Origin of the sequence: Labedella endophytica (genome assembly GCF_003990045.1) — a bacterium.
GTDB lineage: Bacteria > Actinomycetota > Actinomycetes > Actinomycetales > Microbacteriaceae > Labedella > Labedella endophytica.
In genome coordinates this window covers 98,167-111,666 of sequence record NZ_RZGZ01000001.1, presented here as the reverse complement: position 1 = coordinate 111,666, position 13,500 = coordinate 98,167, and the positions used below count along the sequence as shown (strand labels likewise).

Genomic DNA, 13,500 nt, shown 5'->3' with positions numbered 1-13,500 from the left:
GACATGACCGACGACGCGACGCACGGTGGGGGACCTCACATCCCCACCCCCGCAGAGGTCCATCACGATCACCCCACGGTGCTCGTGCCCGTTCCGCCCGACGAGGACGCGGTGCGCAGGATCGAGACCCACGACGGCGGGACCCGAGTCGCGGGATCCGATGCCACCGGGAACGCGGCGACCGGTGCCGACGCATCCGCTGTGGGCGCGGTGGCGACAGAGCGGTTCATCGGCGAGGACACTGCCGCGCGTCCGAGCCGGGACACCGCCGAGGTCACTCCTCGACCCACCGTGGACGGCCCCGCCACTACGGACAGCCCCGTCGTTGACCTCGAGTTCTCCTCCGAATTTGAACCCGAATCCGAGGTGCTCGCCCAGGCGATCGCCGACGCCGCATCGACGGTTCCCGGCGTGCACGCCCTCGGTTCACCCGCCGCCCGCGCCGTCGACAGCGCACGAGCGAGCCTGCTCGGCCGCACCTCCATCCCCGGCGTCAACGTCCTCGAGGACGACGACGTCCTGAACGTGGCCGTCTCGCTCGTCGCCGAGTACCCGGCCATCGTGACCGAGGTCGCGGACTCGGTCCGTGCCGACGTCGCCTCCGTCCTCGAGGGTCGTCACGACGGCCCCGTCGACATCGACGTCACCGTCACCGATGTGCACGGCCCGTTCGACCCGGTCGAGCCCTCGGACCGCCACCCCGGTTCCGAGTAGCCCGATCCCGCGCACCGAAGGAGCATCGACATGTCGTTCTTCCGCCGTTCCGTCTCGTCCGGTGGCCGCCCGCGGCCCCGCGCGGTCTGGGCCGCCGCCGTGACAGGCCTCGTCGTGGTCGTCCTCATCGCGCTCGGGGTGCTGCTCCCGGTCCTCGGCCTCATCGGGGCGGCGGACGGAGCCACGGTCGGCGCCCTCGATGTGCCGGTCGGCAGCATCGTGGTCGCGCTCCTCATCGGCTACGTGCTCGCGCTGCTCTTCCTGCTGCTGGCCGCGCGATCCCGCAACGGCGCCCTCGCCTGGGTGCTGTCCGTCGCGGCGGCCATCTCGGCACTACTCGTGTCGCTCTGGCCGCTCCTCGCGGTCGCGCTCGCCGGCGTCGACCAGGCGGGGGACGTGGTCCCGTTCATCCTGGACCTCGTCGCCCGCGTCACGGGCGGCTGACGCCCCCCTCGTCCCCTCCCTCGCCTGTCCCCTCCGGAGGGTTTTGCGTACGCGACGGCCGACCGCGTGTGAAATTTCACCCGCGGTCGGCTTTTGCGTACGCAGTTTCACGGAGGATCGGGTAACAGACAGGGCGAGCCGTGTGCGACACCTCGACCACTGCACGGGACGGCAGACTAGGGGAATGGTCGACGAGCTGCCCCGGGGGATCGGCCGAGCCGCGACGAACGCGCTCGTGGCGGCCGGCATCACGGCGCTGTCGGCCGCCGTGCGGTTGAGCGACGCCGAGCTCCTCGACCTTCAAGGTGTCGGCCCGAAGGCCGTCCGCATTCTCCGCGACTCGGCCCCTCCTCCCACATAGCGCCGACGTGCAGACTTTCGTCGTCACCGGGCCCGATGCGCGGACATTCGTCGTCCGACCGGCCGATTCGGGCGCGAATGTCCGCACGTCGCGGAGCGCGCGGGACGGGCGGGCTCAGCCGGCGACGGAGGGGAGCGCGGCGGTCGCGACCTTGGTCCCGTCGGCCGCCCGCACCTGCACCTGCACGGCATCGGGACGCAGAACGGACGCGTTCATCGTGCAGTCGATCGTCACCTCGGAGCCGAGAAAGGTCCCGGCACTCCACTCCCGGCCCGACCCGTCGAGCACGATCACGTCGTAGACGTCGCCGACCGGGAGCCCGTCGATCGTGAGCACCGTCTCCGTTCCCCACGTGTGGGCGATGACATCACCGTCGACCTCGACACCCGCGGGCTCCCCGTCGAAGGAGACGCTCTCGACAGCACCGAGAGCGCCGGCCGGTCCGCTCGGCGGCGCGGCGGGGGTGGCGAGCATCACGCCACCGCCGACCCCGATCGCGACGCAGGCCGCGGCCGCCGCCGCGGCGAACGCGAATCGACCCACGCGAGTCGGTCGGCGCCGGGATCCGTCCCCCGCACGGTCGACGGGCGCGACCACGGAGGCATCTGCCCCCTGCTCGGACGCACTCGTGTCGTCGGCGATCCCCGCCACCCGCGCAGCGAGCTCGGACGTCGGTGCGTCCTCGTCCCACATCTCGACGGATCGTACGGAACCGAGGATCACCCCGAAGTCGGCGAGGTCCGCGTCGATGGTCGGGTCCTCGGCGCGGAGGGCATCGAGCTCGGCGACCTCGTCCGGGGTCAGCTCGGACGCGAGCGCGGCGGCGATGAGTTCCGCGCGTCGATCGGTGACGTCGTCAGTCATTGTCCACTCCCTCGAGATGCCCGCGCATGGCGCGGAGTGCGTAGAAGACACGTGTGCGGAGCGTCGCGACGGGAACCCCCGACGCGTCGGAGAACTCCTGATAGGTCAGTCCCGTGAGATGAACGGCCACGACGGCCTCCCGCTGCTCCGGGCTCACCCGCGCGAGCGCCTCAACGATCCGGAGCCGCTCGAGGGGATCGCTCTCCTCCGCGGCGAGCTCGCCCGCATGCTCGGCGGGAACGAGCGTGGGCGTGCGCCGCCGGGCGCGGTACACGTCGAGGATGACGTTCCGCTCGATCGTGAAGAGCCACGTGCGCGCACTGCCGCGATCGGCGTCGAAGCCGGACCGCGAGCGCCACGCGCGCAGGAACGTCTCCTGCACGCAGTCCTCCGCGAGCGGGCGATCACGCAGCGCATTGACCGCGAAGCCCAGGAGCGACGGACCGTGCTCGGCGAACGCGACCGAGAGGTCGAACTCCGACTCCACCGCGCCCATCGCACTCCACTCCGGTGTCGGACGCGTCGTCATGACCGTCATCTGCGTGCCCCTCCACCCTAAGCGAGCGCGGGTCGCGCTCCACCGGGGGATACGCCGCCGGAGGCGCCCCCGTTCAACGCGGCCGGAAGTTTTCTCGAAAGGCGATGAACGCATGCCGCCTCGCGGACGTATCACCTGGAGAAGCCGCGTCCGACCGGATGCCGCGAGCCCAGAGAACGAGGAATCATGACGACGAAGCGAATTTCCCGCAACCTGACCGTGGCCGGAGGCGCCGCCGTGGCGCTCGCCCTCGTGGCGGCGTCCCCCGCGCACGCCGAGACCGAGGTGTCCGAGCCCGACTCCTTCACGAGCGCGTTCACCGTGATGGCGACGCCCGACCAGGTCATCAACGCCGACGGCGACGTCGCCGCCGGCGAGGAGGGTGCGAGCGGCACCTTCACGTTCCGCATCAACTCCGACGAGGAGATCATCTGCTACGACATCGTCCTCACGGGCGTGACGGGCGAGTACGAGAGCCCCGCCAAGACCGCGACGCACATCCACCAGGCCGCCCTCGGCGAGCCCGGCCCGCCGCGTATCGCGTTCCCGAACCCCGTCGACGACGGCAGCGGCGAGCGCACGAGCAGCGGCTGCCTGCAGGGACCGTTCACGACAGGCATCGAGAGCGACGCCGGAACCGACACGGGCGAGGGCTTCACCCTCGCCCAGATCGAGGCCGACCCCGCCGCGTTCACGGGCGACTCGCACACTGCGAGCTTCCCGGCCGGCGTCGTGCGCGGGCAGCTCTCGCAGATCCCCGTCGACGGCATCGACACGGGAGCCGGTGGAACGGCCGCTGAGGCCGCCACGGGTGACACCACCGCCCTCGCCGCCGCGGGTGGCGTGACGGCGCTCGGCGCCCTCGCCGCCGCCGCCTTCGTGATCCGTCGGCGCCGCGCGCAGGCGTGATCCACTCCCCCATGACTCGGACGGGTGCGCCGCTTCACCGGCGTGCCCGTCCGGGACTCGCCGCCGCCGCGCTGTCCGTGATGATCGTCACGGGCTGCGCGGCGGCTCCGCGGTCCGTGCCGGCCGCCGACCCGACCCCCGCGGCTTCGACGGAGATGACACCGAGCACCACCGCGACACCGTCGCCGACCACGACATCCGATCCGACCGCGCTCGCGGAGGGACGCCCGCCCGCGTCCGTCTCCGCCCCGGCGATCGGCCTCGACGAATCCCTCATCGACCTCGGCATCGACGCCGAGGGGAAGATGGAGGTGCCGAGCGACTTCGACGACGTGGGCTGGTTCACCGGCGGCGGCATGCCCGGCGGACGCGGCCCGACGGTGATCGCCGGTCACGTCGATTCCGTCACGGCCCCGGCGGTCTTCTTCCGTCTGCACGAACTCGTTCCAGGCGACGAGGTCGACGTGACCGATGTCGACGGCGCCGTCGTGACGTACGTCGTCACCGAGGTCGCGGACTTCCCGAAGGACGACTTCCCCACGACCCGCGTCTTCGGCGCGACGCTCGCCGACGAGCTCCGCCTCATCACGTGCGGCGGCTTCTTCGACGCGGACTCCGGCCACTACGACGACAACCGCGTCGTCTTCGCCACCGCCCGACTCCCCTGAGGTGTCGCAATCCGTTGCCTCCGGACCCGGAACGGCAACAGATTCCGACACCTCACGGGAGATGAGCGCAAGGCTCGGCCGATCCGGTCGCCGTCTGCGATGCTCGGCGCATGGACGACAGTTCCGCGACCGAGCATGCCCACACCGCCGGCGCGACCGAGCAGATCAGCACCGTCGCGCCGCCGCTGCCCGGGCAACGGATCCTGTCGCAGCGCTGGAGCGACGCGACCTTCGTGCACTGGCGCGTCGACCCGGACGAGGTCACCCCGCACCTCCCTGCGGGCACCCGACCGGACGTGTTCGACGGCAGTGCCTGGGTCGGCGTGATCGCGTTCCAGATGTCGCGCACCTCGTTCTTCGGCGGACCGAGCATCCCGTGGCTCGGCACCTTCCCCGAGATCAACGTGCGCCACTACTCCGTGGATGATGCCGGGCGCCGCGGCGTGGTCTTCTCCTCCCTCGAGGCCTCCCACCTGCTCCCCGTGCTCGCCGCACAGGCGGCCTTCGGGCTCAACTATCAGTGGGCGCGAATGTCGCTCGGACGACGCGGCGACCTCGTCGCGTACCGCTCCCGCCGCTTCGGCCCCGGCTTCCCGGCGACGCACCTCGTCGCGCGCGTCCGCGAGGAACCCGTGCACGACGACCCGCTCGCCGACTTCCTCACCGCGCGTTGGGCGTTCCACGAGCGCCACCTGGGCCGCACCACGTACAGCCGCAATTCCCACGAGCCGTGGCCACTCCAGCGCGCGGAGCTCGTCCACTTCCGCGACGACCTCCTCGCCGTCGCCGGTTTCCCACATCTCGCGGCCCGCGCCCCGGACTCCGTCCTCTACTCCCCCGGCGTCGACACCCTCTTCTCCGCCCCGCGCCGCGCCTGACCTCGGGATACCCCAGCCTCCTCGTTGTTCCGGCAGACCCCTCCGCTCCTTCCCGTCGGCCCTCCTCCACTCCTTCACCCCGAGGTGCGCTGCAGGTTCTGGTGAGCGCTACAGAATCTGCTGCAGAGCTCACCAATAGCTGCAGCGCAACGGGCAGAAGCTGCAGCGCATCGGTGAGCGGGCGGAGAACGTCCGACCGGACTTGGGAAGCGCACACCGCCAGGGAACGTGGCCTCGGCCGGAGCGACTAGCGTCGTACCGTGACCTCCCTCCTCGAACGCATGCCGACGGACGACGATCCGGACGCCGCGTACACCGCGTTCGCGGAATGGGCGGAGGAGCGCGGCACCGCGCTCTACCCCGCGCAGGAGGAGGCGGTGCTCGAGATCGTCACCGGCTCGAACCTCGTCCTCTCGACCACCACGGGCAGCGGCAAGTCGCTCGTCGCGATCGCGGCGCACGCCGTCGCCACGGCCCACGGCGAGCGCAGCTACTACACGGCGCCGATCAAGGCCCTGGTGAGCGAGAAGTTCTTCCAGCTCGTCGACGTCTTCGGTGCCGAGAACGTCGGCATGGTCACGGGCGACACCTCCGTGAACGCCGATGCCCCCATCATCTGCTGCACGGCGGAGATCCTCGCGAACCTCGCCCTGCGCCACGGCGAGGAGGCGCTCGTCGACCTCGTCATCATGGACGAGTTCCACTACTACGCGGACGCCGACCGCGGCTGGGCCTGGCAGGTGCCGCTGCTCACGTTGCCCCGCGCCCGCTTCGTGCTCATGTCCGCGACACTCGGCGATGTGACCGACATCGCCGACGACCTCGAGCGCCGCACCGGCAGGCCGGTCGCGAAGGTCACGGGCGTCGACCGGCCCGTCCCCCTGCACCACGAATACGAGCGGATGCCCGTACACGAGACGGTCGAGGAGCTGCTCCACACCGACAAGGCCCCCGTGTACATCGTGCACTTCTCGCAGGCCGCGGCGATGGAGCGGGCGCAGGCCCTCACGAGCATCAAGATGATCTCGCGTGAGGCGCGCGACGAGATCGCCGACGCGATCGGCGGCTTCCGCTTCACGACGACGTTCGGCACCTCGCTCAGCCGCCTCGTGCGCTCGGGCATCGGCGTGCACCACGCGGGCATGCTGCCGAAGTACCGCCGCCTCGTCGAGCAGCTCGCCGGGCGGGGCCTCCTGCGCGTGATCTGCGGGACGGACACGCTCGGCGTGGGGATCAACGTGCCCATCCGCACCGTGCTCCTCACGGGGCTGACGAAGTACGACGGCACGCGCATGCGGCAGCTCACGGCGCGCGAGTTCCACCAGCTCGCGGGTCGCGCAGGCCGTGCCGGCTACGACACCGCGGGTTACGTCGTGGTGCAGGCCCCCGAGCACGAGATCGAGAACGCGAAGCAGATCGAGAAGGCCGGGGACGACCCGAAGAAGAAGCGGAAGATCATCCGCAAGAAGGCGCCGGAGGGCTTCGTGTCCTGGGGGGAGCCGAGCTTCGAGAAGCTGCTCGTCGCCGAGCCCGAGGCGCTCACGAGCCGTATGCAGATCACCGCGTCGATGCTCATGAGTGTCATCTCCCGCGGGTCCGACGCCCTCACCGACGTGCGGGAGCTGATCTTCGGGAGCCACGAGACGATGGCGCGGAAGTACGCGCTCGCTCGACGCGCGATCGAGATCTTCCGCACGCTCGTGACGGCCGAGGTCGTCGAGGTGGTGCACGGCGAGACCGCCGAGGACGGCACACCGCTCCGCCCGATCATCCGCCTCACCGCGCCGCTGCAGCACGACTTCGCCCTCAACCAGCCGCTCTCGCCCTTCGCCCTCGCGGCCCTCGACCTGCTCGACACATCCTCGCCGGAGTACGCCCTCGACGTCGTGAGCGTCATCGAGGCCACGCTCGACAACCCGCGCCCGGTGCTGTCGCAGCAGGAGTTCAAGGCCCGCGGCGAGGCGATCGGCGCGATGAAGGCCGACGGCATCGAGTACGAGGAGCGCATGGAGCTGCTCGAGGAGGTGTCGTACCCGAAACCGCTCGAGGAGCTGCTGACCGGTGCCTTCGAGACCTTCGCGCAGAGCCAGCCGTGGGTGCGCGACTACGAGCTGAAGCCGAAGTCCGTGGTGAGGGACATGGCCGAGCGCGCCATGACGTTCGGCGAGTTCACCTCTCTCTACCAGCTCGGACGGAGCGAGGGCCTGGTGCTTCGCTACCTCGGCGACGCGTATCGGGCGCTCCGGCACTCGGTGCCCGAGGAGCTCAAGAGCGAGGAGCTGCTCGACATCGTCGAGTGGCTCGGCGAGCTCGTGCGCCAGGTGGACTCGAGCCTGCTCGACGAGTGGGAGCAGCTCATCAATCCGTCGATCGACCCGACGGCTCCCGTCGCGCCGCCGCCCCCGCCGAGCGTGCTGCGCAACCGCCGCGCATTCACCGTGCTCGTGCGCAACGAACTGTGGCGGCGGGTGCAGCTCGCGGCCCTCGAGGACGACACCGGACTCATGGAGCTCGACGGGCCATCCGGGTTCGGGCTCGCGGAATGGGGCGACGCCCTCGACGCGTACTACGCGCAGCACGAGTCGATCGGCACCGGTCCCGACGCCCGCAGCGCCCGCATGGTCGACATCGAGGAGCTGCCGGCCGAGGGCGTCTGGCGCGTGCAGCAGATCCTCGACGACCCGGACGGCGACCACGACTGGCGCATCTTCGCCGACGTCGACCTCGCGGAATCCGAGGAGCAGGGCATCGCCGTGGTCCGCATCACGCGCGTCGCCGCCCTCTAGCCCGTCCCTACCTCCCGTGAGGTGTCAGCGGAGTCGGGCTCAGCGGAGTTGGGCGGCGCGCTTCCAGAGCCACTCGACGGGGCCGAGCTCGAAGCGGCGCAACCAGAGGTGCGCGAGGGCGGTGATGACGGCCGTGAGCACCACGAAGGCCGCCACGGTGACCGGCACGCGCACGTCCGCGGCGCTCTCAGCGAGACCGAGACCCCACCCGTAGAAGAGCGCTCCGGCCAGCAGGTTCTGGAGCATGTACGCGCTCAGGGCGACGCGGCCCACCTCGCGCGCTCGGCGGGAGATCCAGCCGTCGGTGCCGAGCCGCAGGCTGAGCTCCGCGACGAGGGCGAGGATCCCCAGGGCGACGACGGGCGCCACGAGGTACCGCTCCGCGAGCAATCCGGCAGTGCCACCGGCGACCCCGAGAACGACGTCCACGGGAACGGCGATCGCGCCCGCGACGAGCAGCCGACGGCGGAGTCGCGCACCCTCCGGCGCGAACACGCCGGCGCCGAGGAGGCGAGCTCCGAGGAGGAAGAGCGCGAGCGCGAGGAACCCGATGAGCACCGCCTCCGCGCGGAAGAGGACGAGTTTGTCGAGGCGGAAGAGCACGAGGTCGAGGAACGACCCGTCGGTGTACGGGTTCCGGCCGTTGGGAAGCGTCGCGTCGGCGTTCGCTCCGGTGAGGACGATCGCCGCGACGATGCCGGTGATGACGATCACGTGGAGAGACCCGAAGATGATGATCATCCCCCGCTGGGCACGAGGACTCGTGAGCAGCAGGTAGGCGACGACGGCCCCCGTCACCGCGTACCCCATGAGCACGTCGAACTCTGCGATGAGCACGTAGTTGATCGCTCCGTCGAGGAACAGGAGCGTCGCTCGCCAGAGGTAGCGGCCGGGCCAGCGCATCCCACGGCGCACCGCAGCGCCGTGCTGGATGGCGACCCCCATCCCGAAGACGAGGGAGAGAAGCGCGAGGAACTTGCCCTGTGCCAGCGTCATGAGCACGAGCTGCACCACCGCCGCCGCGTCCGGCGTCTCGGGCGTCACCGGCGCACTCAGCATGCCGAGCAGTCCCCACGGGTGAGAGAACACCCAGATGTTCGTTCCGAGGGTGCCGATGATGGCGATGCCCCGGAGGACGTCGATGGCTGCGATGCGCGCCGTGCGGGTCGAGCCCGTCGACAATACGTTCGTATTGGTCACGAACTCACCGTAGCCTACGAGTGAGGATGTCAGCGAGAGGAACGTCAGTGGCCGGTCGACGCGGGAGCAGGGAGATCATCCTCGACGCCGTCGTCACCGTGCTGGCGTCGCGTGGCAGCGATGCCCTGAGCATCCGCAACGTCGCGGCGCAGGCCGGAGTCTCTGTGGGCTCCGTGCAGCACAACTTCCCCACGAGGGACGCCCTCGTCGTCGGAGCGATGACGGCCGTGAACGACCGGTTCCGTGCACGCGTCCGCGCCCTGCTGGAGCACGAGGAGTCGGCCGAGGCGCGGCTCCGGGTGTTCTGCTCCGAGATCTCGTGCGTCACGGATGCCGGCCTGGCCGACGCGGTCGTCTGGACGTCGTTCGCCGCGCGCGCGAGCACCGATGAGGACATCCGGGCCATCCACGCGAGCGACTGGGCGCGTACCGAGGACGTCCTTCTGCGCCTGCTCACCGACGCGTTCCCGGACTCGTCGGTCACGGCCGACGACGCCGCCCTCGTGCTCGCGGTCACCGACGGCATCGCCGTGGCGCGGGCGGCCGAGCAGTCGGACCGCATGACCACGGAGCGGGCCCTGCGCCTCATCGACGCCACCCTCGCCCCGATCGCCGCGCGCGCCCGCCCCTGACCCCCGCCCACCGCTCCGGAGGTGTCGCAATGTGTTGCCATTCCACGTCTCCAGGCAACACTTCGCGACACCCCACGGGAGGTAGGGTCGGAATTCCGTGAAGGTGAGAGGACCTAGCAATGGCGCGATTCGATCTGCCCGAGTCCGAGCTGCGGACGTTCAGCCCCGAGGTCCGCGTCGAGCGGGACTTCGACGAGTTCTGGACGCGCACCCTCGCGGAGTCGCGTGCGGCGAGCGTCGAAGGGCCCACGATCACGCCGGTCGAGACCGCACTCCGCGGAGTCGAGGTGTTCGACCTCACCTTCCCGGGATTCGCGGGCGACCCGATTCGCGGCTGGTACCTGCGTCCCGCCGGTGAGACGGCGGACCTCCCCGTCGTCGTCGAATACGTCGGCTACGGCGGGGGTCGCGGCCTCCCCCACGAGCGCCTCGCCTGGCCGACCGCCGGCTACGCGCACGTCGTGATGGACACCCGCGGCCAGGGCTCCACGTGGGGCGGAGGCGGCGTGACGCCCGACCCGCACGGCGCCGGACCGAGCTATCCGGGCGTCATGACGCGCGGCATCGAGGATCCCTCCACCTATTACTACACGCGCCTCATCACCGATGCGGTCCTCTGCGTGGACGCGGTCCGTGAGTTGCCGGGCATCGACACCTCGCGTATCGCGATCGCGGGCATCAGCCAGGGCGGTGGCATCACTCTCGCGGTCTCGGGGCTCCGCGACGATCTCGCCGCGGCGATGATCGACGTGCCGTTCCTCTGCCACTTCGAGCGCGCCGTCGGCATGTCCGACCGCGACCCGTACGGCGAGGTCAACGCGTACCTCCGCACCCAGCGCGGCAACCGCGAGCAGACGTTCCGCACGCTCAGCTACGTCGACGGCGTCAACTTCGCGAGCCGCGCCACCGCGCCGGCGCTCTTCTCGACCGGACTCCAGGACGCGACGTGCCCGCCGTCCACGGTCTTCGCGGCCTTCAACCGCTACGGCGGCACGAAGGAGATCGACGTGTACGAGTTCAACGACCACGAGGGCGGTGCCGAGTCGCGCTGGCCCGACCTCGCCGCCTACGCCGCCCGCATTCTCGCCTGACCCGCCCCTCGCCCGTCTCACGGGACCGCATCTCTCTCTGCGTCGCCATATGCGCCTGACCCCGCCGGCCTCTCACTGACGCGCGCACATCGGAGGTTCCATCCGCGAAGTGCGGACTTCGGTCCCCTTCGAGCACGTTCAGGGGGCGAAAGTCCGCACTTCCGCGAGGAGAATGCGGAGCATGCCGGCGCGAGGGGCCGGTGAAAGCAAAGGGAAGGCGGCGATCTACCCGAGGCGGGGCGCGGGTGCAAGTCCTCGGATTCCTCAGCCGTCGATCGGACTTCCCGCCTACGCTTATGGCATGCCGCGCCGCCCCTCCGAGCCCATCTACTCCGCCGCCGTCGCCGCCGGGCGCGGCCTCTTCGGAGCCTGGCGTCTGAAGCGCCGCGCGACCGGTCTGGAACACATCCCGCGCGAGGGTGGCGCCGTCTTCGCGATGACCCACTTCGGGTACCTCGAGTTCGCGCTCGTCGAGTGGCAGACGTGGCTGCACACGCGGCGCCGTGTGCGCTTCATGGCCACGAAGCGCGCGTTCGACAAGCCCGTCGTCGGCTGGCTACTGCGCGGGATGAAGCACATCGAGGTGGACATGTCCGCCGGGGCGTCCGCCTACGCGGCGGCGGTCGCGGCGCTCCGCCGCGGTGAGATCATCGGCGTGTTCCCGGAGGCCGGTGTGAGCGCGTCGTTCACGGTGCGCGACCTCAAGTCCGGCGCCGTGCGCCTCGCCGCCGAGGCCGGAGTCCCCGTCATCCCGGTCGCCGTGTGGGGCGGCCAACGGCTGCTCACGAAGAACCGGAAGATCCGCCTGCGCGATCGGACCGGCGTGGAGATCGACTACGCCTTCGACACCCCGATCCCGGTGTCTCCCGACGACTCGGTCGCCGAGAAGACGGCCGAGCTGAAGACGCGGCTCCAGGCCCTCACCGACGAACTCCAGGCGGATTACCGCCAGGACGGCACGGGCCAGTGGTGGCAGCCGCGTCACCTCGGTGGCACGGCCCCCACTCCCGAGGAGGCCGCCGCGGCCGACACCGAGCGCGACCGCCGCCGCGCCGAGAAGTCCGCCGCGGCGGACTGACTCACGGTCGCTGAGCCAGTCGAAGCGCCTCACGGCAGCCTCTGGTCGGCACCCTTCGACACGCTCAGGGACCGTGGATGGCGACATCCACGGACATCGCGCGGCTCGAGTTCAGGCGAGGACGGCCCAGGCGTGGGGCGGAACGGTGCGACCGTCGACCGAACCGGCGACGCGGGATGTGGCATCAGCCCCGTCGATCGACGCGAGGTCGAGAGACTCGTCCCCGATGGTGAGCGCCACCAGCAGACGGTCGTCGCCCGAGGACACCTCGAGCACGAGCGTCGTGTTCGAGAGCGCGAGCGTGCGGCTGCGCGCGCGGTGCAGCCACGGGTGCCGCCGACGCACCCCGATGAGCTCCTGGTGCAGCGCGAGCACGTCCTCGCCGCCCGAGAACGCCGCGGGATCGGCCGGGAACTCGGGACGGATCGCGTCGTCGCCCCCGAACCGCTCCTCCTTCAAGGCCTCGAGTCCGCGCTCGTCACCCGCGTAGACGGACGGCGTGCCGCCGAGGAGGAACAGCAGCACGAGCGCATGTGCGCGATGCCGCTCGTCGGGGATGCGGGTCGCGAGGCGCGACACGTCGTGGTTCCCGGCGAACGTGTACGGGACGAACGCGTCGAGGAACTCGTTGTGGCGGGTGAGCGTCCAGTCGAGCTCGAAGAAGTTGAGGTCGGCGATGGAGTGCCAGCTCGCCTGCCACAGCTCGTACTGCGTGACCGAGTCCATGCCGGATTCCGCCACGATCGCGGCGTAGTCGCCGTGCAGCACCTCGCCCACGATGTATGCGTCCGGGTGCGCCTCGCGGACCCTCGGCAGCACGCGCGCCCAGAACGCCGGCGGCACCGCGTACGCCGCGTCCAGCCGCCATCCGTCCGCGCCTCGGTCGAGCCAGTGGATCATGACGCGGGCCACGAGATCGGCGACCGCCGGGTCGTCGTGATCGAGCTCGACGAGCGCATCGTGCCCCTCGAACACGCCGTCCGAGCGCACGAGGGACGCGTCCTCGAACTCCCGCCCCACGTGGTTGAAGACACCGTCGAGCAGCACACGGATACCGCGGGAGTGCGCGGCGTCGAACAGCGAGACGAGGTCCGCCTCGTCTCCGAGCCGCTCGTCCACGCGGAAGTAGTCGATCGTGTCGTATCCGTGCGTCGACGACGCGAACACGGGCCCGAGCGCGAGCCCGTTCGCCCCCAGCTCCACCACGTAGTCGAGCCAGGACTCGATGCGACGCACCTCATGCGTGGGGGTGCGATCGACTCCCGTCGTGTCGGCCCCGACGAATCCCAGCGGATAGACGTGCCACCAGATGACGTGTTCTGTCCAAGCGCTCATGC

The 13,500-nt window shown here is 70.7% G+C and carries 14 protein-coding genes; 10 read left to right on the top strand and 4 right to left on the bottom strand.

The genetic code is table 11. The annotated features are described in order from the left end of the window. Positions 1–3 precede the first annotated feature (3 nt). The 3 genes from ELQ94_RS00495 to ELQ94_RS17170 all read left to right on the top strand — a co-directional run bounded on the left by ELQ94_RS00495 (position 4) and on the right by ELQ94_RS17170 (position 1,519). On the top strand, positions 4–714 hold the full coding sequence (locus tag ELQ94_RS00495; protein WP_127046106.1) for an Asp23/Gls24 family envelope stress response protein: 711 nt from the start codon (positions 4–6) through the stop codon (positions 712–714). A gap of 30 nt (positions 715–744) precedes the next feature. Then, the gene (locus tag ELQ94_RS00490) at positions 745–1,158 is read left to right on the top strand and encodes a hypothetical protein (RefSeq protein ID WP_127046104.1); all 414 of its coding nucleotides are present in this window, start codon (positions 745–747) and stop codon (positions 1,156–1,158) included. Positions 1,159–1,342: 184 nt separating this feature from the next. Next, positions 1,343–1,519: a helix-hairpin-helix domain-containing protein gene (locus tag ELQ94_RS17170; protein WP_166404609.1), complete on the top strand. Its 177-nt coding sequence runs from the start codon at positions 1,343–1,345 to the stop codon at positions 1,517–1,519. A gap of 114 nt (positions 1,520–1,633) precedes the next feature. Here ELQ94_RS17170 and ELQ94_RS00485 read toward each other — a convergent pair whose 3' ends face one another. Both ELQ94_RS00485 and ELQ94_RS00480 read right to left on the bottom strand, forming a co-directional pair. Then, complete coding sequence (locus ELQ94_RS00485; RefSeq protein ID WP_127046102.1) at positions 1,634–2,383, bottom strand: hypothetical protein; 750 nt, start codon at positions 2,381–2,383, stop codon at positions 1,634–1,636. Next, positions 2,376–2,921 (bottom strand): RNA polymerase sigma factor, encoded by a 546-nt coding sequence (locus tag ELQ94_RS00480; RefSeq protein ID WP_127046100.1) that lies wholly within the window; start codon positions 2,919–2,921, stop codon positions 2,376–2,378. Before ELQ94_RS00480 ends, ELQ94_RS00485 begins: the two co-directional genes overlap by 8 nt. Positions 2,922–3,107: 186 nt before the next feature. Here ELQ94_RS00480 and ELQ94_RS00475 point away from each other — a divergent pair, with 186 nt between their 5' ends. From ELQ94_RS00475 to ELQ94_RS00460, 4 genes are all read left to right on the top strand, one after another. Beyond that, positions 3,108–3,830, top strand: a complete 723-nt coding sequence (locus ELQ94_RS00475; RefSeq protein WP_127046098.1) for a CHRD domain-containing protein — start codon at positions 3,108–3,110, stop codon at positions 3,828–3,830. Between the two features lie 11 nt (positions 3,831–3,841). Then, on the top strand, positions 3,842–4,498 hold the full coding sequence (locus ELQ94_RS00470) for a class F sortase (protein ID WP_208007479.1): 657 nt from the start codon (positions 3,842–3,844) through the stop codon (positions 4,496–4,498). A gap of 110 nt (positions 4,499–4,608) precedes the next feature. Next, the gene (locus ELQ94_RS00465; RefSeq protein WP_208007477.1) at positions 4,609–5,376 is read left to right on the top strand and encodes a YqjF family protein; all 768 of its coding nucleotides are present in this window, start codon (positions 4,609–4,611) and stop codon (positions 5,374–5,376) included. A 281-nt stretch (positions 5,377–5,657) separates the two neighbouring features. Continuing rightward, positions 5,658–8,162 (top strand): DEAD/DEAH box helicase, encoded by a 2,505-nt coding sequence (locus ELQ94_RS00460; protein WP_127047206.1) that lies wholly within the window; start codon positions 5,658–5,660, stop codon positions 8,160–8,162. A 39-nt stretch (positions 8,163–8,201) separates the two neighbouring features. Here ELQ94_RS00460 and ELQ94_RS00455 read toward each other — a convergent pair whose 3' ends face one another. Then, complete coding sequence (locus ELQ94_RS00455) at positions 8,202–9,362, bottom strand: DUF418 domain-containing protein (RefSeq protein ID WP_166404608.1); 1,161 nt, start codon at positions 9,360–9,362, stop codon at positions 8,202–8,204. Positions 9,363–9,409: 47 nt separating this feature from the next. Here ELQ94_RS00455 and ELQ94_RS00450 point away from each other — a divergent pair, with 47 nt between their 5' ends. The 3 genes from ELQ94_RS00450 to ELQ94_RS00440 all read left to right on the top strand — a co-directional run bounded on the left by ELQ94_RS00450 (position 9,410) and on the right by ELQ94_RS00440 (position 12,163). Next, positions 9,410–9,994, top strand: a complete 585-nt coding sequence (locus ELQ94_RS00450) for a TetR/AcrR family transcriptional regulator (protein ID WP_166404607.1) — start codon at positions 9,410–9,412, stop codon at positions 9,992–9,994. A 119-nt stretch (positions 9,995–10,113) separates the two neighbouring features. Further along, complete coding sequence (locus ELQ94_RS00445) at positions 10,114–11,085, top strand: acetylxylan esterase (RefSeq protein ID WP_127046093.1); 972 nt, start codon at positions 10,114–10,116, stop codon at positions 11,083–11,085. A 301-nt stretch (positions 11,086–11,386) separates the two neighbouring features. Then, positions 11,387–12,163 carry a lysophospholipid acyltransferase family protein gene (locus ELQ94_RS00440; RefSeq protein ID WP_127046091.1) on the top strand — a complete coding sequence of 259 codons (777 nt, stop codon included), beginning with the start codon at positions 11,387–11,389 and terminating at the stop codon, positions 12,161–12,163. Positions 12,164–12,274: 111 nt separating this feature from the next. Here the strand turns inward: ELQ94_RS00440 and ELQ94_RS00435 are convergent, their stop codons facing one another. Beyond that, positions 12,275–13,498, bottom strand: coding sequence for an alpha-amylase family protein (locus ELQ94_RS00435; protein WP_127046089.1), 1,224 nt, complete (start codon positions 13,496–13,498; stop codon positions 12,275–12,277). Positions 13,499–13,500 lie beyond the last annotated feature (2 nt).